Source organism: Bradyrhizobium sp. U87765 SZCCT0048 (genome assembly GCF_018131225.1).
In the GTDB taxonomy this organism is placed as follows: domain Bacteria; phylum Pseudomonadota; class Alphaproteobacteria; order Rhizobiales; family Xanthobacteraceae; genus Bradyrhizobium_A.
In genome coordinates this window covers 699538-719833 of sequence record NZ_JAFCMM010000001.1, presented here as the reverse complement: position 1 = coordinate 719833, position 20296 = coordinate 699538, and the positions used below count along the sequence as shown (strand labels likewise).

Annotated in this window: 15 protein-coding genes and 1 pseudogene; 11 read left to right on the top strand and 5 right to left on the bottom strand. The window is 65.8% G+C overall.

The genetic code is table 11. The features are described from left to right. Window positions 1–28: 28 nt before the first annotated feature. Window positions 29–916 (top strand): ABC transporter permease, encoded by an 888-nt coding sequence (locus JQ639_RS03090; protein WP_211969461.1) that lies wholly within the window; start codon window positions 29–31, stop codon window positions 914–916. 217 nt (window positions 917–1133) lie between these two features. Here JQ639_RS03090 and JQ639_RS03085 read toward each other — a convergent pair whose 3' ends face one another. Then, complete coding sequence (locus JQ639_RS03085; RefSeq protein ID WP_211969462.1) at window positions 1134–1595, bottom strand: Lrp/AsnC family transcriptional regulator; 462 nt, start codon at window positions 1593–1595, stop codon at window positions 1134–1136. Window positions 1596–1728: 133 nt separating this feature from the next. Between JQ639_RS03085 and JQ639_RS03080 the strand changes: the two genes are divergently transcribed. Beyond that, on the top strand, window positions 1729–4116 hold the full coding sequence (locus JQ639_RS03080) for a thiamine pyrophosphate-binding protein (RefSeq protein ID WP_211969463.1): 2388 nt from the start codon (window positions 1729–1731) through the stop codon (window positions 4114–4116). A 206-nt stretch (window positions 4117–4322) separates the two neighbouring features. After that, window positions 4323–4772, top strand: a complete 450-nt coding sequence (locus JQ639_RS03075; RefSeq protein WP_211969537.1) for an acetyltransferase — start codon at window positions 4323–4325, stop codon at window positions 4770–4772. 90 nt (window positions 4773–4862) lie between these two features. On the opposite strand, the gene JQ639_RS03070 is transcribed toward JQ639_RS03075, so the two are convergent. From JQ639_RS03070 to trhO, 3 genes are all read right to left on the bottom strand, one after another. After that, a complete protein-coding gene (locus JQ639_RS03070) occupies window positions 4863–5183 on the bottom strand; it encodes a hypothetical protein (protein WP_211969464.1) in 321 nt (106 codons plus the stop codon). A gap of 259 nt (window positions 5184–5442) precedes the next feature. Next, entirely contained in the window at window positions 5443–5655 is a 213-nt protein-coding gene (locus JQ639_RS03065) for a SlyX family protein (protein WP_211969465.1), read from the bottom strand. After that, window positions 5652–6413, bottom strand: a complete 762-nt coding sequence (gene trhO / locus JQ639_RS03060) for an oxygen-dependent tRNA uridine(34) hydroxylase TrhO (protein ID WP_211969466.1) — start codon at window positions 6411–6413, stop codon at window positions 5652–5654. Before trhO ends, JQ639_RS03065 begins: the two co-directional genes overlap by 4 nt. 208 nt (window positions 6414–6621) lie before the next feature. Between trhO and JQ639_RS03055 the strand changes: the two genes are divergently transcribed. The 7 genes and pseudogenes from JQ639_RS03055 (at window position 6622) to JQ639_RS03025 (ending at window position 18559) form a co-directional block, all read left to right on the top strand. Then, the gene (locus tag JQ639_RS03055; protein ID WP_211969467.1) at window positions 6622–9801 is read left to right on the top strand and encodes an efflux RND transporter permease subunit; all 3180 of its coding nucleotides are present in this window, start codon (window positions 6622–6624) and stop codon (window positions 9799–9801) included. Further along, the gene (locus JQ639_RS03050) at window positions 9791–10990 is read left to right on the top strand and encodes an efflux RND transporter periplasmic adaptor subunit (protein ID WP_211969468.1); all 1200 of its coding nucleotides are present in this window, start codon (window positions 9791–9793) and stop codon (window positions 10988–10990) included. The genes JQ639_RS03055 and JQ639_RS03050 overlap by 11 nt, the downstream gene beginning before the upstream one ends. Before the next feature lie 131 nt (window positions 10991–11121). Further along, on the top strand, window positions 11122–12216 hold the full coding sequence (locus JQ639_RS03045; protein ID WP_211969469.1) for an HD-GYP domain-containing protein: 1095 nt from the start codon (window positions 11122–11124) through the stop codon (window positions 12214–12216). Between the two features lie 519 nt (window positions 12217–12735). After that, on the top strand, window positions 12736–13944 hold the full coding sequence (locus JQ639_RS03040) for an efflux RND transporter periplasmic adaptor subunit (RefSeq protein ID WP_371745175.1): 1209 nt from the start codon (window positions 12736–12738) through the stop codon (window positions 13942–13944). After that, a pseudogene (locus JQ639_RS03035) lies at window positions 13941–17103 on the top strand (efflux RND transporter permease subunit). The gene JQ639_RS03040 and the pseudogene JQ639_RS03035 overlap by 4 nt, the downstream one beginning before the upstream one ends. 170 nt (window positions 17104–17273) lie before the next feature. Beyond that, window positions 17274–17789, top strand: a complete 516-nt coding sequence (locus JQ639_RS03030; protein WP_211969471.1) for a hypothetical protein — start codon at window positions 17274–17276, stop codon at window positions 17787–17789. A gap of 329 nt (window positions 17790–18118) precedes the next feature. Next, complete coding sequence (locus JQ639_RS03025; RefSeq protein WP_211969472.1) at window positions 18119–18559, top strand: hypothetical protein; 441 nt, start codon at window positions 18119–18121, stop codon at window positions 18557–18559. A 70-nt stretch (window positions 18560–18629) separates the two neighbouring features. Here JQ639_RS03025 and JQ639_RS03020 read toward each other — a convergent pair whose 3' ends face one another. After that, window positions 18630–19091, bottom strand: coding sequence for a MerR family transcriptional regulator (locus tag JQ639_RS03020; RefSeq protein ID WP_211969473.1), 462 nt, complete (start codon window positions 19089–19091; stop codon window positions 18630–18632). An 86-nt stretch (window positions 19092–19177) separates the two neighbouring features. Here JQ639_RS03020 and JQ639_RS03015 point away from each other — a divergent pair, with 86 nt between their 5' ends. Then, window positions 19178–20182, top strand: coding sequence for an NADP-dependent oxidoreductase (locus JQ639_RS03015; protein ID WP_211969474.1), 1005 nt, complete (start codon window positions 19178–19180; stop codon window positions 20180–20182). The last annotated feature ends 114 nt before the right edge of the window (window positions 20183–20296 follow it).

Genomic DNA, 20296 nt, shown 5'->3' with positions numbered 1-20296 from the left:
TCAAATCATTCCGCATGAGGAAGCAGCCATGAGCGAACTGATCCTGAAGCTGACGCCGCCGGTGCGGCCGGAGCGTGATTGCAAGGTCTCGGCCCCCGAGGGGCTCGGCGATGTCGAGAAGCCGTTGTCGGCGCTGGAGCGCCTCGCCAACAACACGATGGCGCGCCGGGGACTGATCCTCGTCCTGCTCGCGGCGGTGTGGGAGCTTTACGGCCGCTGGCTCGGCTCGCCGCTGACCTTTCCGACCTTCCTCGATACGCTCGAGGCATTGAAGAACGGCATCGTCTCCGGCGTCATTCCTGATCGTCTGTTCGTGACGCTGCAGACGCTGGTGCTGGGCTATGCCATCGGCCTGGTTATCGCCGCGTTGTTCACCAGCCTTGCCGTGACGACGCGGATCGGCACCGATCTGCTGTCGACCCTGACCGCGATGTTCAATCCGCTGCCGGCGATCGCGCTGCTGCCGCTGGCGCTGCTGTGGTTCGGGCTGGGACGGCCGTCGCTGGTGTTCGTCATCGTGCACTCGGTGCTGTGGGCCGTGGCGCTCAACATGCACAGCGGCTTTCTCTCGGTGTCGGAGACCCAGCGCATGGCCGGGCGTACCTTCGGCCTCGGCGGACTGCGCCTCGTGCTCAAGGTGCTGATCCCCGCAGCGTTTCCCGCGATCCTCGCCGGCCTCAAGATCGGCTGGGCGTTCGCCTGGCGCACACTCATTGCAGCCGAGCTGGTGTTCGGCGTGTCGTCCGGGCAGGGCGGTCTCGGCTGGTACATCTTCGAGAACCGCAACACGCTTGACACGGCCTCCGTGTTCGCAGGTCTCCTGACCGTGATGGCGGTTGGCCTGTTCGTCGAAGGCGTCATCTTCCGCGCCATCGAAGCCCGCACCGTCCGCCGCTGGGGCATGCAGCGCGGGTGAGGGGGCGCGTGGATTGCGGAGCCATAATCCGTCATCCTGAGAGTCTGACCGAAAATGCAGCCCGCATTTTCACGCCGTTATTGGGGCACGCAGATCGTCAGCTTTTCTCCGTCATGCCCGGGCTTGTCCCGGGCATCCACGTCTTTGCAGCGCTTCAACGAGGAAGACGTGGATGGCCGGGACAAGCCCGGCCATGACGAGTTAAACAATAAACGCCCTACACCGGCAGCGCGATCGAGTACTTCACCTGGCTCAGCGCAAAGCTCGACTCGATCGAGGCGATGCCGTCGAGGCGGGTCAGCTTGGTCTTGAGAAACGTCTCGTAGGACGCAAGATCGGCGGCGACGACGCGCAGGAGGTAGTCGCGGCTGCCGGTCATCAGGTAACACTCCAGCACCTCGTCCCAGCGGGAGATCGCTTTTGCGAAGCGCTCGAGGTCTTCTTCCTTCTGCCGCGCCAGCTTGATCGAGATGAACACGCTGACCGGCAGGCCCAGCGCCTTCTGGTTCACGGTGGCGATGTAGCCGGTGATGATGCCGCGCTCCTCCAGCAGCTTGACGCGGCGATGGCAGGGCGAAACCGACAGGCCGACCTTGTCGGCCAGCTCCTGCATGGTGACGCGGCTGTCGCCCTGGAGCACGGCGAGAATCTTGCGGTCGATGGCATCGAGGGCAGTCATTGGAATGAAATGCCGGATTTGTCGTCCATTCCGGCATGATATACCAATAATGGGCCTTCTGGCGACTGTCTTCGGGATCTAACGTGGCGGTGCCGCTGTTAGCCTTGCGTCATCGTCCCGCCGAGTGACCGCCATGCCGCAATCGCCGTCCCGCATCGAAATCCTGTCCGCCCTGACCCGCAAGGCGCTGTGGCTGTCGTCCTGGACGATCCACAACGCCAACCATCTCCGTCCCAATCTCGACGGCCTCAAGGTCGGCGGCCACCAGGCCTCGTCCGCTTCGCTCGCCGCGATCCTGTCGGCGCTGTACTTCGCGGTGCTCAAGCCGCAGGACCGCGTCGCGGTGAAGCCGCATGCCAGCCCGGTGTTTCATGCCATCCAGTATCTGCTCGGGCAGCAGACCCGCGACAAGCTGGAGAACTTCCGCGGCTTCAAGGGCGCGCAGTCCTATCCGTCGCGCACCAAGGACACCGACGACGTCGACTTCTCCACCGGCTCGGTCGGGCTCGGCGTGGCGCAGACGCTGTTCTCCTCGGTGGTGCAGTCCTACGTCACCGCCCATGGCTGGATGAAGGGCCGTCCCGAAGGGCGGATGATCGCGCTCGTCGGCGATGCCGAAATGGACGAGGGCAACATCTTCGAGGCGCTGGCCGAGGGCTGGAAGCAGGGCCTGCGCAACACCTGGTGGGTGGTCGACTACAACCGACAGAGCCTCGATGCCGTGGTGCGCGAGGGGCTGTGGGAAAAGTTCGAGGTCATGTTCCGCAATTTCGGCTGGGACGTGGTGATCATCAAATACGGCCGGCTGATGCGCGAGGCCTTTGCCGAGCCCGGCGGCGAGGCGCTGCGGCGCTGGATCGACGGCTGTCCGAACCAGATCTATGCGGCGCTGTCGTTCCAGGGCGGGGCGGCGTTCCGCAAGCGGCTGCTCGACGACATCGGCGACCAGGGCGACGTCACGCGGCTGATCGAGAAGCGTTCGGACGCCGAGCTGCTGGCGCTGATGTCCAACCTCGGCGGCCACGATGTCGAAACCCTGATCGAGGCGTTCGAGGCGATCGACCACGATCGTCCTGTCTGCTTCATCGCCTACACCATCAAGGGAATCGGCCTGCCGTTCCAGGGCCACAAGGACAATCATGCCGGCCTGATGACGGTGGCTCAGATGGAGGCCTGGCGCACGGCGCAGGGCATTCGTCCGGGCCACGAGTGGGATCGCTTCGAGGGCCTCGACCTCGCGCCGGAGGTGCTGGAGAGGTTTCTGGCTGATGTGCCGTTCGCACGCGACGGGCGTCGTCGTCTCTCGGCGCCGGTGATCGACGTGCCGGAGCGGCTGCCGTTCAAGCCCGCGCCGCGCATGTCGACCCAGCAGGGCTTCGGACTGATCCTCGCCGAACTCGGCAAAAGTGACGGCATGCTTGCGGAGCGGCTGGTCACGACGTCGCCGGACGTCACCGTGTCGACCAATCTCGGCGGCTGGGTCAACCGCCGCGGCCTGTTCGCCAGCGCCGAACAGGTCGACCAGTTCCGGAAAGAAAAGATCCCCTCGACCTTCACCTGGGATTTCTCGCCCAGGGGACAGCACATTGAACTCGGCATCGCCGAGATGAACCTGTTCATCCTGCTGTCGGCGCTCGGGTTGTCGCACAGCATCAACGGCGAGCGGCTGCTGCCGGTCGGTACGCTGTACGATCCTTTCATCTGCCGCGGCCTCGATGCGCTCAATTATGCCTGCTACCAGGATGCGCGCTTCATGGTCGCGGCGACGCCGTCGGGCATCACGCTGGCGCCTGAAGGTGGTGCGCACCAGTCGATCGGCACGCCGCTGATCGGTCTTTCGCAGGACGGCCTGTCGTCGTTCGAGCCGGCGTTCGTCGACGAACTCGCCGCGATCATGCGCTGGGGGTTCGTCCATATGCAGAAGGAGGCCGCGGCCGCCGCGCATCCCGGGCAGGAGGGCGGCGGCTCGGTGTATCTGCGGCTCTCCACGCGCACCATCGACCAGCCCCAGCGCGAGCTTTCCCCCGAACTCGAGGCGAACATCGCCGACGGCGCCTACTGGATGCGCAGGCCCGGACCGAACGCCGAGCTGGTGATCGCCTACACCGGCACTGTCGCGCCGGAGGCTATCGAGGCCACCGGACTGCTCGGCGACGGCCGCCGCGATATCGGCCTGTTGGCCGTGACGTCGGCCGACCGGCTGTACAGCGGCTGGACGGCGTCGCGCCGCCGTCAGCGCGAGGGCGCGATCGCCAGCACCAGCCATATCGAGCGGCTGCTGGCGCCGCTGCCGCGCCACTGTGGCCTCGTCACGGTCATCGACGGTCACCCCGCGACGCTCGCCTGGCTCGGGGGCGTCCATGGCCACCGCGTCGAGGCGCTCGGCGTCGATCATTTTGGCCAGACCGGCACCATCGACGACCTCTATGCCGAATACGGCATCGACACCAACGCCATCATCGAGGCCGCCGAGCGGCTGACGCTGGGCGGCCCGATCCGCCATCGCAAGGTCGCGGTTTAGGTCACTGCACGTCGTTTGAACGCGGCGTGCTCTCATTTTCTCGGCGTTGTCACAGGGGCGAAGCCGCCGGGTCTGCGTTGCGCAGCCCGCGATCGGCCAGGACGGGCTGGGCGGGCTCTCGCTCGGAACAGCTGTGACGGCTGCCTTTGCATGATGGCGTTTCGACGCGTTGCGATGAGGCCACCGGATGCCTAAAAGACCGACTCATGATGCGAATTCGAAACGCGACGTCGCAGGACGGCGCACGCGTCGTCGAGATCTGGCGCGATGCTGTCGACGCGACCCATGATTTCCTGAGCGCAGGTGATCGCGCGGCGATTGAAGCCGAGGTGCGCGCATTCTTACCTGCGGCGCCGCTGTGGCTCGCGGTCGACGGCCATGACCGCGCCGTGGGTTTCATGCTGCTCGACAACGGCCACATGGAGGCGTTGTTCATCGACCCGGCGCATCGCGGAACGGGCGTCGGCCGTCTGCTGGTCGCCCACGCCCTGCGTCTGCAGCCGGGTCTCACCACCGATGTCAACGAGCAGAACGGTCAGGCGATCGGCTTCTACGAGCGGATGGGTTTTGCGCGCATCGGACGATCGGCGTTGGACGGGCAGGGGCGCGCCTATCCGCTGATCCACCTGCGCCATGGTGGCGTCGAACGCCCGTGAGTGGCGGTGACAGGCGAGCGGCGCGGCCGCGACGCGGTCGCGAATGTCGAAGCCACCAGTGACAGTCTGAAGATCGCCCGGCGTGGGGCGTCAGAACGGATCGGGCTGCCAGGTCACGGTCACGCTGGCCTGCACGGTGTCGCCGGCCTGTCGGGTCGCGTTGGAGGCGGTGAGTGTGCAGCTGTTACCCGACAGCTCCAGGGTCTGGCCTTCGGTGGCCTCGTTCTGGTCGCCGGCGCCGCCGACCTTGCTGGTCACGACATTGACGACAGGCGCGCCGCCGATGTGCGGCGTCGCATCGCGGTCGACCCGGATGTAGTAGTTTTGCGGCAGTCCCGTGAACAGGGTGTTCGACTTGAAGTCCGGATCCGCATCGGAGAACGACGGCGTCCATGTCTTCTGGATGGTCATGGCGGTTTCAATATCCCTGTCGCAATCACAAACGAATGAAAATGGCTTGGTTATGCAGACGGATTGTCGTCACGGCCGATGGCGGCGTCAAGACGGCGTGCTGGCGCGTCGATCAAGGCATGGCGTGAAGCGCGGCACGACGGCAACCTGCCGGTGTATGTCGTGGCGATGACGGCGCGATGCTCGGCGCGCGCAAGGCCTGCGGAGGCTGTGCATGGCGGACCTTCGCCACGCGATCGCGCGGGGTCCGCGCCGTGCCTCAATAGTGCGGCGGCGGCGGCTCGGGCGCCGCCGAGGTGGCGGAGCGGTTCTCGGCTTCGCGGACGCGGTCGGTGAGGCGCGTGATTTCGCGCGTCAGCGCCTCGATCCGCATCCACTGTTCGGTGACGGCCTTGTTCAGGGTTTCAATGATCTCGTCCTGGTAGGCAATGCGGATTTCCAGGGAATCCAGCCGCTCGGTGGTCTCGGTCATGGGGTCGGCTCGCCGGCCTCGGCGTCGTTGCGCTGCTCGACGAGGCCGTGGCCGAGCGCGACACGTTCGTCGAACACGAAGCAGCCGCCTTGCCAGCGGCTCTCGTTCGCGGGGACGTCCTCGAGATATTGCAGGATGCCGCCCTTGAGGTGATAGACCTCGGCGAAGCCCTGGGCGAGCATGTAGGCCGAGGCCTTCTCGCAGCGGATGCCGCCGGTGCAGAACATCGCGATTTTCTTGTGCCGTCCCGGGTCGAGCTCGGTGCGGACATAGTCCCGAAAATCGCTGAAGCGCGCGATGCGCGGATCGCGGGCGCCGGCGAACGTCCCCATCGCCACCTCGAAGGCGTTGCGGGTATCGATCAGCACCACGTCGGGCTCTGCGATCAGCGCATTCCAGTCCGCGGCATGGACATAGGTGCCGACCTGCCGGGTCGGATCGGCACTGGCGTCACCGAAGGTCACGATCTCCTTCTTGAGCCGCACCTTGAGCCGTCCGAACGGCATCTGCGCCGCGGTCGAGAATTTCAGTTCGAGATTGTCGAGCCGGCCACCGAACAGTGGTCCCCGGGTCAGGGCCTCGATCAGGGCCTCGATGGCCTCCGGAGTGCCGCAAACCGTGCCGTTCAGGCCTTCCGCGGCCAGCAGCAGCGTGCCGCGGATCTGCAGGCTCTCACCCAGCGCAAGCAGCGGTTCCCGCAATGCACCAAAATCGGGCAGCGGCAGGAACTGATAGAGGGCGGCCACGCGGTAGCTCATGGGCGGGGATGTAGCACCGTCGTGCAGTTGCGGAAACATCTCTTTGCGGTTGCGGTATCTGCTTTGGCAGCCTTCACTTTTACGAGACGACGTTGCCCGCTGCGCGGCCCGTTGGTATGTTTTGTCGCAGCAGGGGATTCCCCCGGGGCAGCATCACCCCATCATCACCATCAAGACCCGCGGTTCGCGGATCGAGGAAGTTCAATCGATGATCGGCCTTGTCCGCATTGCGCTGACGCGCCCGTACACCTTTGTCGTGCTCGCGCTTCTGATCCTGATCGTCGGCCCGCTGGCGGCGCTGCGCACGCCGACCGACATCTTCCCCGAGATCCGCATCCCGGTGATCGGCGTGGTCTGGCAGTACACCGGGCTGCCGCCCGACCAGATGTCCGGCCGCATCACCACGCCGTTCCAGAAGGCGCTGACCACCACGGTCAACGACATCGAGCACATCGAGGCCAACTCCTATAACGGCTTCGGCATCATCAAGATCTTCTTCCAGCCCAACGTCGACATCCGCACCGCCAACGCCCAGGTTACGGCGATCTCGCAGACGCTGATCAAGCAGATGCCGCCGGGCGCAACACCGCCGCTGATCCTGAACTACAGCGCCGCCACCGTGCCGATCCTGCAGATCGCGCTCGCCGGCGAGGGCCTCAGCGAGCAGAACCTCGGCGATCTCGCCATCAACGTCGTGCGCACGCCGCTGGTCACCATTCCCGGCGCGGCGATTCCCTATCCGTTCGGCGGCAAGCAGCGCCAGGTCCAGATCGACCTCAATTCCGCGGCGATGCAGGCCCGTGGCCTGTCCGGCCAGGACGTCGCCAACACGCTGGCGGCGCAGAACCTGATCACCCCGGTCGGCACCCAGAAGATCGGCGCGTTCGAGTACACCATCCAGCTCAACAACGCGGCGACGCGGCTCGAGGACCTCGGCAGCCTGCCGATCAAGGCGGTCAACGGCGCCATGGTCTACCTGCGCGACGTCGCAGAGGTGCGCGACGGCAACCCGCCGCAGACCAACATCGTCCATGTCGACGGCAATCGCTCGGCGCTGCTCCAGGTGCTCAAGAACGGCTCGGCGTCGACGCTCGCCATCATCGCCGGCATCAAGCAGATGCTGGTGGAGATGCGCGGCACCCTGCCGGAGCAGCTCAAGGTGTCGCTGCTCGCCGACCAGTCGGTGTTCGTGCGCGGCGCCATCACCGGGGTCGCGACCGAAGGCGCCATCGCCGCGGCGCTGACCAGCCTGATGATCCTCCTGTTCCTCGGCAGCTGGCGCTCGACCGTCATCATCGCCACCTCGATCCCGCTCGCCATCCTCGGCTCGATCATCGCGCTGTCGGCGATCGGCGAGACGCTCAACATCATGACGCTGGGCGGCCTCGCGCTCGCCGTCGGCATCCTGGTCGACGACGCCACGGTGACCATCGAGAACATCAACTGGCATCTCGAGCACGGCAAGGACGTCGAGACCTCGATCATGGATGGCGCGGCGCAGATCGTGACGCCGGCCTTCGTCTCGCTGCTGTGCATCTGCATCGTGTTCGTGCCGATGTTCTTCCTCGAGGGTGTCGCGCGGTTCCTGTTCGTGCCGATGGCCGAAGCCGTCATCTTCGCCATGATCTGTTCGTTCATCCTGTCGCGCACCCTGGTGCCGACCATGGCGAACTACCTGCTGCGTGCCCATGACGTGCACGGTCATGGGGAAGGCGAGGGTGCGCCGCGCTCGCGCAATCCCCTGGTGCGCTTCCAGCGCGGCTTCGAAGCCGGCTTCGAGCGGCTGCGCGCGGGCTATCGCGACCTGCTCGATCTCGCGCTCCACCATCGCGGCGTGTTCGTCGGCGGCTTCCTGCTGGTCGTCGCGGCCTCGTTCCTGCTGACGCCGTTCCTCGGGCGCAACTTCTTCCCCGCGGTCGACACCGGCCAGATCCTGATGCATGTCCGCACCCAGGTCGGCACCCGCGTCGAGGAGACGGCCGGCCAGTTCGCCGACATCCAGAAGGCCGTGCGCCGCCTGATCCCGCCCGATCAGCTCGACACCATGGTCGACAACATCGGCATGCCGATCAGCGGCATCAACATGACCTACAACAACACCGGCGTGATCGGCACCCAGGATGGCGACATCCAGATCAAGCTCAAGGAAGATCATCGTCCGACCGCCGAATACGTCCAGCTGCTGCGCGAGGAGCTGCCGCGCGCCTTCCCGGGCGTGACCTTCGCCTTGCTGCCAGCCGACATCGTCAGCCAGATCCTCAACTTCGGCGCTCCGGCGCCCATTGACCTGCAGGTTCGCGGCGCCAACCTGCCAGCCAACTTCGCCTACGCCAACCTGCTGCTGGGCAGGATCCGGCATATCCCCGGCATCGCCGACGCCCGCATCCAGCAGTCGCAGAGCAATCCGACCTTCAATGTCGACGTCGACCGCACCCGCGCGCAGTATATCGGCCTGACCGAGCGCGACGTCACCAACAGCCTCGTGGTCAATCTCGCCGGCAGCTCCCAGGTCGCGCCGACCTACTGGCTCAACCCGGACAACGGCGTGTCGTATCCGATCGTGATGCAGACGCCGCAGTACCAGATCGACTCGTTGAGCGCGCTGCAGACCCTGCCGATCACCGCGGCCGGCATCGGCTCGCTGCCGATCCTCGGCGGCATCGCCAACATCAACCGCACCACCTCCAACGCCGTGGTGTCCCAGTACAACATCCAGTCGATGGTGCAGATCTACGCGACGCCGCAGGGCCGCGATCTCGGCGCGGTCGCCGCGGACGTGCAGAAGGTGATCGCCGAGACCGCCAGGGACGTGCCGAAAGGCAGCAACGTCGTGCTGCTCGGGCAGGTCAAGACCATGAACAGCGCCTTCGGCGGCCTGCTGTTCGGCCTGCTCGGCGCGGTGGTGCTGATCTATCTCCTGATCGTCGTCAACTTCCAGTCGTGGTCCGATCCGTTCGTCATCATCACCGCGCTGCCGGCGGCGCTCGCCGGCATCGTCTGGATGCTGTTCGCCACCCAGACCACGCTGTCGGTGCCGGCGCTGACCGGCGCCATCATGTGCATGGGCGTCGCCACCGCCAACAGCGTGCTGGTGATCAGCTTCGCCCGCGAGCGCCTCGATGCGCTGGGCGATGCGGTTGCCGCCGCCCGCGAGGCCGGCTTCGTCCGCTTCCGCCCGGTGCTGATGACGGCGCTCGCCATGATCATCGGCATGGCGCCGATGGCGCTCGGCCTCGGCGAGGGCGGCGAACAGAACGCTCCTCTCGGGCGCGCCGTGATCGGCGGGCTCATTTTCGCAACAATCGCAACTCTGATGTTCGTTCCCGTGGTATTCAGTCTGGTCCATGGACGACGGCACGCGCCAACGGAGACGCACCATGCCGCATGATACGACCCCACCTTCGATCAGCCGCCGCAAGCTCGGCGTGGCCGGCGTGCTCGCCGGCGTCGTGGTCATCGTGGTGGTGGTGACGGGGATCGTCGCCCGCGAGAAGGGCGATGCCCACTTGCGGGAATGGACAGAAGCCCAGGCCGTCCCGACCGTCGCCGTGGCGCTGCCCGACAGCAAGACCCTCAACCCGGTGCTCAATCTGCCGGGCCGCCTCGAGGCCTACTTCCGGGCGCCGATCTTCGCCCGCGTCAGCGGCTATGTGAAGGACTGGAAGGTCGACATCGGCGCCCGCGTCAAATCCGGCGACCTGCTCGCCGAGATCGAGGCGCCGGACCTCGACCAGCAATTGCTGCAGGCGCGGGCCGACCTGCTCAACGCCGAGGCCGCCGCCAAGCTGTCGGAGGCGACCCTCAAGCGTCGCCAGACCCTGCTGACGCAGAGCTTTGCGTCCCAGCAGGACGTCGACGAGCGCACCGCCGATCTCAACAGCAAGAACGCGCTGGTCAAGTCAGGGCAGGCCAATGTCGATCGCCTCGAGGCGCTCGCCGGCTACAAGCGCCTGGTCGCGCCGTTCGACGGCATCGTCACGGCGCGCGATACCGACGTCGGCGCCCTGATCAATGCCGGCAGCGGCGGGGCGGCGATGTTCGTGATCTCCAGCACCCAAAAGCTGCGGGTTTACGTCAACGTTCCCCAGACCTACGTGCCTCTGATCAAGGTCGGCACCAGGGCGATGGTGTCGGTGCCGGAATATCCCGACCGCGCCTTCCCGGCGGTGGTGGAATCGTCGGCCCAGTCGGTCGACGTTAGCTCGGGCACGACGCGCATGCAGCTCGGCGTCGCCAACGACAAGGGCGAACTGCTGCCGGGCAGCTACAGCAATGTCCGCCTCGACCTGTCGCGGGAGGTGCAGCCGCTGCACATTCCGGCCAGTGCGCTGATCTTCGACCAGAACGGCCTGCGGGTGGCGACGGTCGGTGCGAATGACCGCGTGGCCTTCAAGAAGGTGACGATCGCGCGCGATCTCGGCCGTGAAATCGAGATCGCGGCCGGCCTCTCGCCCGACGACCGCATCATCGTCACGCCGCCGGATGGTCTCGCCGAGAACGACCAGGTGCGGATCGCAGGCCCGGCCCAGCGCAAGACCGGGCCGACCGCATCGGCGAACCCTGACGGCAAGAGCTGACGGCCGGTCGGGCCGGTTGCATCAAATTTTATCGAAAATCCCGATAAGGCATTCAGAATACTCGTTAATCTCCGGGAACTCTTTTTCCTGTAAGTCCTCCACGACGCATGGGGCATCGTTGAGGTTTGAGTATGTCGTTAGTGGATGGTTCTCTCGGCCGGAGGTACTTGCTTCTGGCCTCCGATCGGGGCGATCGCAGCACCGAGCTGGCGCAGATCATGTCGGTCCTCGGCAATGTCGATGTGGTTTCGACCGCCGACATGCCGGAGAAGCCGCTCAAGAGCCTGTCGGGGATCGTCGTCGACATCGACCTGCGTTCGACCGAGAGCGTGCAGCGGGTGCGCCGCAAGCTGGTCGGCAAGGCCTATCAGGCGATGCCGCGCCTGTTCGTGCTGGCCGACACCCTGCATCACGGCACCACCCAGGCCTGGGCGCTCGGCGCCACCGACACCATCCAGCGGCCGTTCAGTGCCGACGCGGTGCTGCGCCGCCTGACGGCCTCGTTCGCCGAAACCAGCGACAAGGAAGAGACCAGCGCCAGCCGCGAAGCGCTGTCGCGCGGTGTCGCGGCGGCTCATGCGGTGCTGGTGCGGGTGTTCGAGAAGCTGCGCGCAGGTGTGCCGCTGACCCCCGATGACGTCATGCAGGAGGAGACCCGCATCCTCAAGGCGCTCAAGCGCTCGTCGCTTAAGGAATGGGTGCTTGCAGTCCGCCGTCACCACAACCGCAGCTACCGTCACAGTCTTCTGGTCACCGGTTTCGCGGTGGCGTTCGGCCAGCACCTCGGCATGCGCGAGGAGGATCAGCGCCGTCTCGCCCGCGCCGGCCTCATCCATGATGTCGGCAAGGCGTTCATTCCGCTGACCATCCTCAACAAGGCGGAGGCGCTGACGGACGAGGAGGAGACGGTGATGCGCGAGCACACCCGCCGCGGCTATGACGCGCTCTCCGCCCAGGCGAGCTTCCCGCGCGAGATGCTCGACGTCGTGCTGCACCATCACGAGCTGCTTGACGGCACCGGCTATCCTGACCAGCTGCGCGACGGCGAAATTTCCGACATCGTGCGCATCATCACCATCGTCGACATGTTCGCAGGTCTCGTCGAGCGCAGTGGCCAGGACGTCTCGCTTACCCGCGAAGCGGCGTTCGGCACCCTCGAGCACATGGGCGGCAAGCTCGACCAGCAGTTGGTGCAGGCGTTCCGTCCGGTCGCATTCGGGTCCTGATCGCCATCCTGCGCCGCGTGCGTCGACGTGGCGCGGCCCGTCGTGATGTCAATGCTGCTGGCGCGGCCTGATGTTCAAGTCCGTGTGAACTTACCGCCGTCATCGTATGTGATGCCGACGCTCGGCTTGCTTTGAGGTCAGGAACCCGACGACACGCGGCGCGTGTGGTTGCACCGTCAAAAATCCCCGCTATCATCGGCCTGTCAATTCGGGTCGAGCTCCTCCTTCGAACGTAACTCCGGCTCGCTCGCATCACGCTGTCGCCGTCCGATCCAGCCTCTGGAGCGAACTGGAATGCGCCGTGCCAAGAGCCGTACCGAGAGCCGTACCGAGAGCCTTGCCAACAGCCTTGCCAACAGCCTTGCCGAGACATGCCCTGCGGGATCGAGCGTCGCGGAGCGATGCGCAGGTTTGCTGATCGCAGGCCTGCGGATCACAGGCCTGTTGATCGCCATCGTTGTCTTGACCGGGTCCGGGCGGCCGGCGTCCGCGCAACCCGCTCCGCAGGGGCCGCCCGCAGTGGGCGTGATCGCGGCGATGCCGCGGCCGATCACCGAATCCAGCGAATTTCTCGGCCGCATCGAGGCGACGAACCGCGTCAATGTCGTCGCGCGCGTCACCGCGTTCATGGACAAGCGCCTCTACGAGGAAGGCGCCGAGGTCAGGACCGGCGACCGGCTGTACCTGCTCGAACGCGGCCCGTTCGAGGCGGATCTCGCGGCCAAGAAGGCCAACGTCGCGCAATTGCAGGCCAACCTCGATCTCGCCAAGCTGACCACCGAGCGCCAGAAGACGCTGCTCGCCGGTCCGGCTGGCCAGCAGTCGAGCTATGACGCGGCGGTCGCCAACCAGCGCGCGCTCGAGGCCCAGGTGCAGGCCGCCGAGGCACAGGTGCAGACCTCGCAGATCAATCTCGATTACACCGACATCCACGCGCCGATCGACGGCCGCATCGGCCGCACCGCGGTGACCATTGGCAACGTCGTCAGCCCCAGTTCGGGCGTGCTCACCACCATCGTCAGCCAGGATCCGATGTATGTGACGTTTCCGGTGGCGGTGCGTCAGGCGCTCGACCTGCGCGACCAGTATGCCGGGCAGGGCGGCTTCAATGCCGTCGTGATCCGTGTCCGGCTGCCGAACGGGCGGATGTATACGCAGACCGGCAAGCTCAATTTCGCCGAGAACACCATCGCCACCAGCACCGACACCATCCTGCTGCGCGGCACGATTCCCAATCCGCCGCTGCTCACCGCGCAGAACGGCGAGGCGGTGCGCGAGCTGATCGACGGCGAATTCGTCACCGTCGTGCTGGAGGGGGTGCAGCCGGTACAGGTGCTGGCGGTACCGCGTGCCGCGGTGCTGTCCGATCAGCAGGGCGACTATGTGTATGTGGTCGGCGCCGACAACAAGGCCGAGCAGCGCCGCATCAAGCTCGGGCAGTCGACCGCGACCATTGCCGCCGTGCTCAGCGGTCTGTCGGAGGGCGACAAGGTCGTCGTCGAAGGCTTGCAGCGGGTGCGGCCGGGACAGCCGGTGGCGCCGGGACCGCCAAGTCCGCAACTGCAGCAGACGCTGAACGCGGATCTGTCGAGCAAGACCGGCGCCGCGCCGTCCGACAAGGCGCCGTCAGCCGACAAGGCGCCGCCAGCCGACAAGACTGCGCCAGTTGACAAGGCTGCGCCGCCCGCCGGTGGTGGCGGCGCCCAGCCCGCGGGCGGCGGCAAATGATCTCCTCCGTCTTCGTCGATCGTCCGCGCCTCGCCATCGTGATCGCGCTGGTCATGACGATCGCCGGCGTGCTGGCGCTGACCCGCATTCCGGTCGCCCAGTTTCCGGACATCGTGCCGCCGCAGGTCACCGTGTCCGGCGTGTTCCCCGGCGCCTCCGCGGAGGTGGTCGAGGCCAGCGTCGCCCAGCCGCTCGAAGCGCAGGTCGTCGGCGTCGACAAGATGCTGTACATGAAGTCAACCAGCGGCAACGACGGCACCTACACCCTGACCGTGTCGTTCGCGCTCGGCACCGACCCCGACATCAACACCGTCAACGTCAACAACCGCGTGCAGACGGCGCTTTCGCAACTGCCGTCCGAGGTGCAGCTGCAGGGCCTGTCCGTCGCCAAGAAGTCGTCCGCGGTGCTGCAGTTCATCACGCTGTACAGCGAGAACGGCCAGCAGGATCCGCTGTTCATCACCAACTACACCATCATCAACGTGCTCGACGCCATCTCGCGCACGCCCGGCGTCGGCCAGGCCAGCCTGTTCGCCAAGATGAATTACTCGATGCGGATCTGGTTCGATACGCAGCGCCTCACCAGCCTCAGCCTCGCGCCGTCGGATGTCGTCAATGCCATCCGGGCGCAGAGCGTGCAGGCCCCGGTCGGCCGGATCGGCGCCCGGCCGATCAGCGACCAGCAGCAGTTCCAGTTCAACGTGCAGACGCAGGGGCGCCTCACCACCGCGACGCAGTTCGGCGACATCGTGCTGCGCGCCAACCCCGACGGTTCGGTGTTGCGGGTGAAGGACGTCGCGCGGGTGGAGATCGGCGCGCAGAATCTCGACAGCGAGTCGCGCATCGATGGCCGTCCGTCGGTGCCGATCGGCATCTATCTCGCGCCGGGCGCCAACGCGGTGAAGACCGCCGCCGCGGTGCAGGCGACGCTGCAGAAGCTGTCGGCCCGGTTTCCGACCGGGTTGAAGTACATGGTGATGTACGATTCCACCGACTTCGTGCGCGACACCATCCGCGAGGTCATGAAGACGCTGTTCGAGGCGTTCATCCTGGTGGTGATCGTCGTGTTCCTGTTCCTCGGCAACCTGCGCGCCACCATCATCCCGGCGGTCGCGGTGCCGGTCAGCCTGGTCGGCACCTTCGTGGTGCTGCTGGCGCTCGGCTATTCCGCCAACACCGTGTCATTGCTGGCCATGGTGCTGGCGATCGGCATTGTCGTCGACGACGCCATCGTCGTCGTCGAGAACGTCGAGCGGGTGATGGAGGAGGAGCCGGAGCTGTCGCCGGCGGACGCCACCAAGAAGGCGATGGCCCAGATCACCGCGCCGGTGATCGCCATCACGCTGGTGCTGCTGTCGGTGTTCGTGCCGATCGCGTTCATTCCCGGCATTTCGGGCGAACTGTTCCGCCAGTTCGCGGTGACGATCTCGGCGGCGATGGTGATCTCGGCGATCAACGCGCTGTCGCTGTCGCCGGCGCTGTGCGCCGTGTTCCTGCGCCACACCGGGCCGCGCCACGGCATCATGGGCCGCGTCAGCAACAGCATCGACTGGGTGCGCGACCGCTATGCCGGCGGCGTCCAGCGGCTGGTGCGCATGGCGATGCTGTCGCTGGTCGCGGTGCTGGTGTTCGCCGGCAGCATTTTCGGCATGTCGCTGATCACGCCGACCGGCTTCCTGCCGGAGGAAGACCAGGGCGCGTTCTTCGTCATGGTGCAGTTGCCGGATGGCCGCGTCGGTGGCGCGCTCCAGCGCCGTCACCGAACAGGTCGAGGCGCTGCTGAAGCCGCTGCCTGGTGTCGATCACGTCCTGTCGATCGTCGGCTTCTCGCTGCTCGACGGCGCCTCGGAGCCGAACGCCACCTTCATGGTGGTGCGCCTCAAGCCGTTCGCCGACCGCACCGCAACGACCGAAAGCGCACAGGCGCTGATCGGCCGCACGTTCGGCGCCGGCAGCCAGGTTCGCCAGGCCAGCGTCCTGCCGTTCAACTTGCCGCCGATCATCGGCCTGTCCACCAGCGGCGGCTTCGAGTATCAGCTCGAGGCGCTGGAAGGCCAGGATCCGGCGGCGATGGGCAGCGTCATGGGCGGGCTGATCGGCGCGGCCAACCGCGATGCGCGGCTGGCGCGGGTGTTCTCGACCTTCACCGCCACCAACCCCTCGCTCTATCTCGATATCGACCGCGCCAAGGCGCAGGCGCTCGGCCTGAACATGAGCGATGTGTTCAGCGCGCTGCAGGCGACGCTGGGCGGCATCTATGTCAACAACTTCAACCTCTATGGCCGCACCTGGCAGGTCAATGTCGAGGGCGAGGCGGCCGACCGCGGCGACATCCCGGCGATCTGGCAGATCTACGTCCGCAACAAGAACGGCGACATGGTGCCGATGCGCTCGATCGCCAGCCTGAAGGTGGTGCAGGGACCTCAGGTCATCAGCCGCTACAACAACTACCGCTCGATCACCGTCAACGGCGGCCCGGCGCCCGGCGTGTCGTCGGGGGCTGCGATCACCGCCATGGCCGAGGTGTCCGAGCGCACCCTGCCGGCGGGCTACACCTACGAGTGGACGGGCACCGCCTATCAGGAGCAGCAGGCGTCAGGCCAGACCGGCGCCATTCTCGCGCTCGCGGTGCTGTTCGCCTACCTGTTCCTGGTGGCGCTGTATGAGAGCTGGACCATTCCCGTGCCGGTGCTGCTGTCCGTCGTGGTCGGCGTGCTCGGCTCGTTCGTCGGAATCAAGCTCGCCGGGCTCAGCCTCGATCTCTATGGCCAGATCGGCCTTGTCGTGCTGATCGCGCTGGCCGCGAAGAACGGCATCCTGATTGTCGAGTTCGCCAAGGAGCGCCGCGAGGAGGGCGAGAGCATTCTGGATGCCGCCGTGCTCGGCGCCAAGACGCGCTTCCGAGCGGTGATGATGACCTCGATCGCCTTCATCCTCGGTCTCGTGCCGCTGGTGATCGCCACCGGCGCCGCCCAGATTAGCCGCCGCGGCGTCGGCACCGCGGTGTTCGGCGGCATGCTGGCGGCAAGCTCGATCGGCATCTTCCTGATCCCGATGCTCTATGTCGTCTTCCAGAACATGCGCGAGTGGACCAAGGCGCGCTTCGGCGGCAAGGCCAAGGCGACGCCCCACGCGCCGCCGGCGGGCGGGGCGGGCTGAGACCTTCCGTAATTGCCGGCGTATTGAGCGGTCTCAAAGGCGCACGTGCGGGGCGTACGATTGGCATTGCCCAAACCCGCAAGACGAATTTCAAAATAAATCGATTGATCGGCGCGAGGCGGTACGTAGATTCAACCTCCGGTCGTTGAGGCTGTGGCTTGGGGGCAAGCGTGAAGAAATGGGCGTTCAGATTGGCTGCGACGATGCTCGTGGTCGGTCTTTCGATTGAAGGGGCGCATGGCGAAACCGATGCGGTTACCAGTGCGCGGTTTGTCTACGCGGCCATGGCCCATCGCCACTGGTTGTTGGCCGAGTGCAGCAAGGTCGATCCAGCCCGCAAGGGCGCCTATGACGATGTACGTCGCAGCTATGACCGCGGTACCAAGGTGCTGGCCGAAAGGGTGCGGTTGGTCATCACGGCCGATCAGCGGCGAAGCCAACCCGGCATCAGCGATGCGGCGGCGCTGGCGGGTCTCGACCAATGGATCGAGACCGTGCAGAACAAGACCAATCATGCCATGCAGTCCGCGCAGCCCGGGCAGTTTCGCGAGCAATGCGATTTTATCGCCAATCCCGCCGGTCGCGCCCGGTACGGTGTGACGCGAAAGCGGGAGCTTGGCCTCATCGGTCTGCCGACCGACGAATACCCGGAGCACATCAAAGCCATTCAGCAATGGCGGGAATGAGGCCGATTGGCTTGCCTCAGTGTTTTGAGCAGCGCGTAATCGCGTGCGGAAAGGTGTTGCTGGTCGTTGTCAAAGCGGCCTCGACATGCGGACGATCGTCCATGACACTGCACACCGCGGGCCCAGGACAGCGCCCGCTCGCGCGTCACCTCGGCGAAGCGGGGCGTTTGAATCTGCCAGGACCGTCTTCGGCGCGACTTTTCCACACTGATCATATGATCTGCCGGATCGATCATTTCCGCGTGTCCGCGTGTGAGGAGACCGCGGCGCGGCGACAAGAACTTCTGGGCGAGAATGACGTTGGGTGAGATCAAGCGACCTTTCGCTGCATGCGTATGAACTGGCTCGCTGCAGCTGTGATCTTTACGTGCGTGTGCAATGTGCTGTCGGTCGCGGGGATCAACTATGAGCAGTATCTGTTTGCGACAAAAATTCTGCAACACGAGATCGTATCACGACGTGATTTCAGTAGCGCGACATCCGATGGAATTGGTCTTTGTCCGATCCTTGTGGTTCTTCTTGCCCGGCGGATTGCTCCCATTGTTTTGTCGTATGCGTCGGTGCTGTTCATCATTCTGATCGGACGCATCTACTATTTGCTGCCGTCATCATTGACGGGAGCTGACGGATTTTCCTTGAAATATGACTGGTCCGATCTGGGGCAGGCGTGTGTTGGTCTTTTGTCGGCGCTGCTTCTGCTTGTGTGGGCGCTCTTTCGCTTCCTGATGTGGGCCGATGAAGCGCTTCAATCTCTCCGGGAGCGAAGGTAGCCAGACGGCTGTTCGATTGCGGTGAAGGCAGTTTGTCGCGTCGTGACGTAATCCTCGCCGTCTGAACGTCTTATCTGCGTTTAAGGGTTGCAGCGCTTCGCTTCGGTCTCGCCGCCGCTGTCGATCCGTGCGGCACGAATTCCTTGAGCAGGCGCCTCGCATTGTCGGCGCAGTCGAGGCCGGCGGGCTTGTCCTCGATCTGACGGATCAGGGCCTGAAGCTGCTTCCTGCCCTGGCGCAGCCGCTTCTCCATGTCCTCGATGTCGGTCATCTTGCGGCGCAGGACGTCGAGCAGATCGCTTTGTGGCCAGTTGCCGGGAGATGCCGGCAGGATCTGGCGGATCTCGTCCAGGGTGAATCCGGTGCGCTGGGCGCTGGCGATGATGTCGAGGATGACCAGCGCATCGGCCGGATAGGCGCGGTAGCCGTTCGCGGTGCGGTCGACGGCCTTGAGCAGTCCCTCGGCCTCGTAGAAGCGGATGCGCGATGCCGACAGCCCGCTGCGCTGCGCCAGTTCGCCGATCCTCATCATCGCCGCTCTCCTGTTGACCTTCAACCTAGCTTGAACGTTAAGGTCGGGCCGATCAACAGCGGAATTTTCACGGAGCGGAGAGGCCGATGCGCGCCTATGTTCTCGAGCGGTATGGCGGCCCGGACGGGGCGCGGTTGACGGATATGCCGGCGCCCGTGCCGGGGCCACGGGATCTGCTCGTGGAGGTGCGCGCCGCCGGCCTCAATCCGGTCGACTTCAAGTTCCGGGAGGGCAAGCTGCGCGCCATTCTGCGGCCCAGGCTGCCGTTCGTGCTCGGCAACGAACTGGCGGGCGAGGTGATCGCGGTCGGCCGCGATGTCACCCGGTTCCGCGTCGGCGATCGCATCTTCGCCCGCGTCGCCAAGGATCGTGCCGGGGCGTTCGCGCAGCAGGCCTGCGTCGACGAGGCGCACGCCGCGGCGATGCCGGGCAACCTCGATTTCGCGACCGCCGCGGCGGTGCCGCTCGCCGCCCTGACGGCGTTGCAGGCCCTGCGCGACGAACTCGGCATCCGTGCCGGGCAGAGCGTGTTCATTTCGGGCGGCGCCGGCGGCGTCGGCACCTTTGCCATCCAGATCGCCAAATGGCTGGGCGCGCGCGTCACGACGACGGCGTCGAAGCGTGGCGAAATCCTGGTGCGCTCGCTCGGCTGCGACGAGGTCATCGACTATACCACGCAAGACATCACACGCCTTGGACGCTCGTTCGACGCCGGGTTCGATCTCGTCGGTGGCGCCACGCTGACGCAGATGTTCGACATCATGAAGCCAGGCGCGAAGATCGTCTCGGTGGCGGCAATGCCCGAGCCGCAGACGGCGATCAAGGATCTCGGCGGCCGCCGCGGGCTGGCCGCGCTGTTCTGGGCGATCAGCCTTGGCATCCGCGCGCGCGCGCGGCGCGCCGGGGTGACCTACCGCTATCTGTTCATGCATCCGAGCGGCCGCGATCTCGATCAGCTCTCCGGGCTGATCGCCGACGGCAAGCTGAAGGTCATTGTCGACAAGACCTACCCGTTCGAGGCCATCGCCGAGGCGATGGCGTATGTCGAAAGCGGCCGTGCGAAGGGTAAGGTCGTCGTCACGATGCAATGACGGCATTCGAAAGAGGGATCGGGTGGCCGCGTCACAGTGCTTCCCGATCCCGGTCGGCGCCGACCTGCGACCTGATCGCGCAAGATGTCATCGCTGCGCCGTCGCCGACTGGAC

What these genes read in the sequence shown, in the direction of transcription:
- JQ639_RS03090 (WP_211969461.1), top strand. Translation starts at nt 29, where the DNA reads ATGAGCGAACTGATCCTGAAGCTGACGCCGCCGGTGCGGCCGGAGCGT.
- JQ639_RS03085 (WP_211969462.1), bottom strand. Translation starts at nt 1,595, where the DNA reads ATGACTGCCCTCGATGCCATCGACCGCAAGATTCTCGCCGTGCTCCAG.
- JQ639_RS03080 (WP_211969463.1), top strand. Translation starts at nt 1,729, where the DNA reads ATGCCGCAATCGCCGTCCCGCATCGAAATCCTGTCCGCCCTGACCCGC.
- JQ639_RS03075 (WP_211969537.1), top strand. Translation starts at nt 4,323, where the DNA reads ATGATGCGAATTCGAAACGCGACGTCGCAGGACGGCGCACGCGTCGTC.
- JQ639_RS03070 (WP_211969464.1), bottom strand. Translation starts at nt 5,183, where the DNA reads ATGACCATCCAGAAGACATGGACGCCGTCGTTCTCCGATGCGGATCCG.
- JQ639_RS03065 (WP_211969465.1), bottom strand. Translation starts at nt 5,655, where the DNA reads ATGACCGAGACCACCGAGCGGCTGGATTCCCTGGAAATCCGCATTGCC.
- trhO (WP_211969466.1), bottom strand. Translation starts at nt 6,413, where the DNA reads ATGAGCTACCGCGTGGCCGCCCTCTATCAGTTCCTGCCGCTGCCCGAT.
- JQ639_RS03055 (WP_211969467.1), top strand. Translation starts at nt 6,622, where the DNA reads ATGATCGGCCTTGTCCGCATTGCGCTGACGCGCCCGTACACCTTTGTC.
- JQ639_RS03050 (WP_211969468.1), top strand. Translation starts at nt 9,791, where the DNA reads ATGCCGCATGATACGACCCCACCTTCGATCAGCCGCCGCAAGCTCGGC.
- JQ639_RS03045 (WP_211969469.1), top strand. Translation starts at nt 11,122, where the DNA reads ATGTCGTTAGTGGATGGTTCTCTCGGCCGGAGGTACTTGCTTCTGGCC.
- JQ639_RS03025 (WP_211969472.1), top strand. Translation starts at nt 18,119, where the DNA reads ATGCGTATGAACTGGCTCGCTGCAGCTGTGATCTTTACGTGCGTGTGC.
- JQ639_RS03020 (WP_211969473.1), bottom strand. Translation starts at nt 19,091, where the DNA reads ATGATGAGGATCGGCGAACTGGCGCAGCGCAGCGGGCTGTCGGCATCG.
- JQ639_RS03015 (WP_211969474.1), top strand. Translation starts at nt 19,178, where the DNA reads ATGCGCGCCTATGTTCTCGAGCGGTATGGCGGCCCGGACGGGGCGCGG.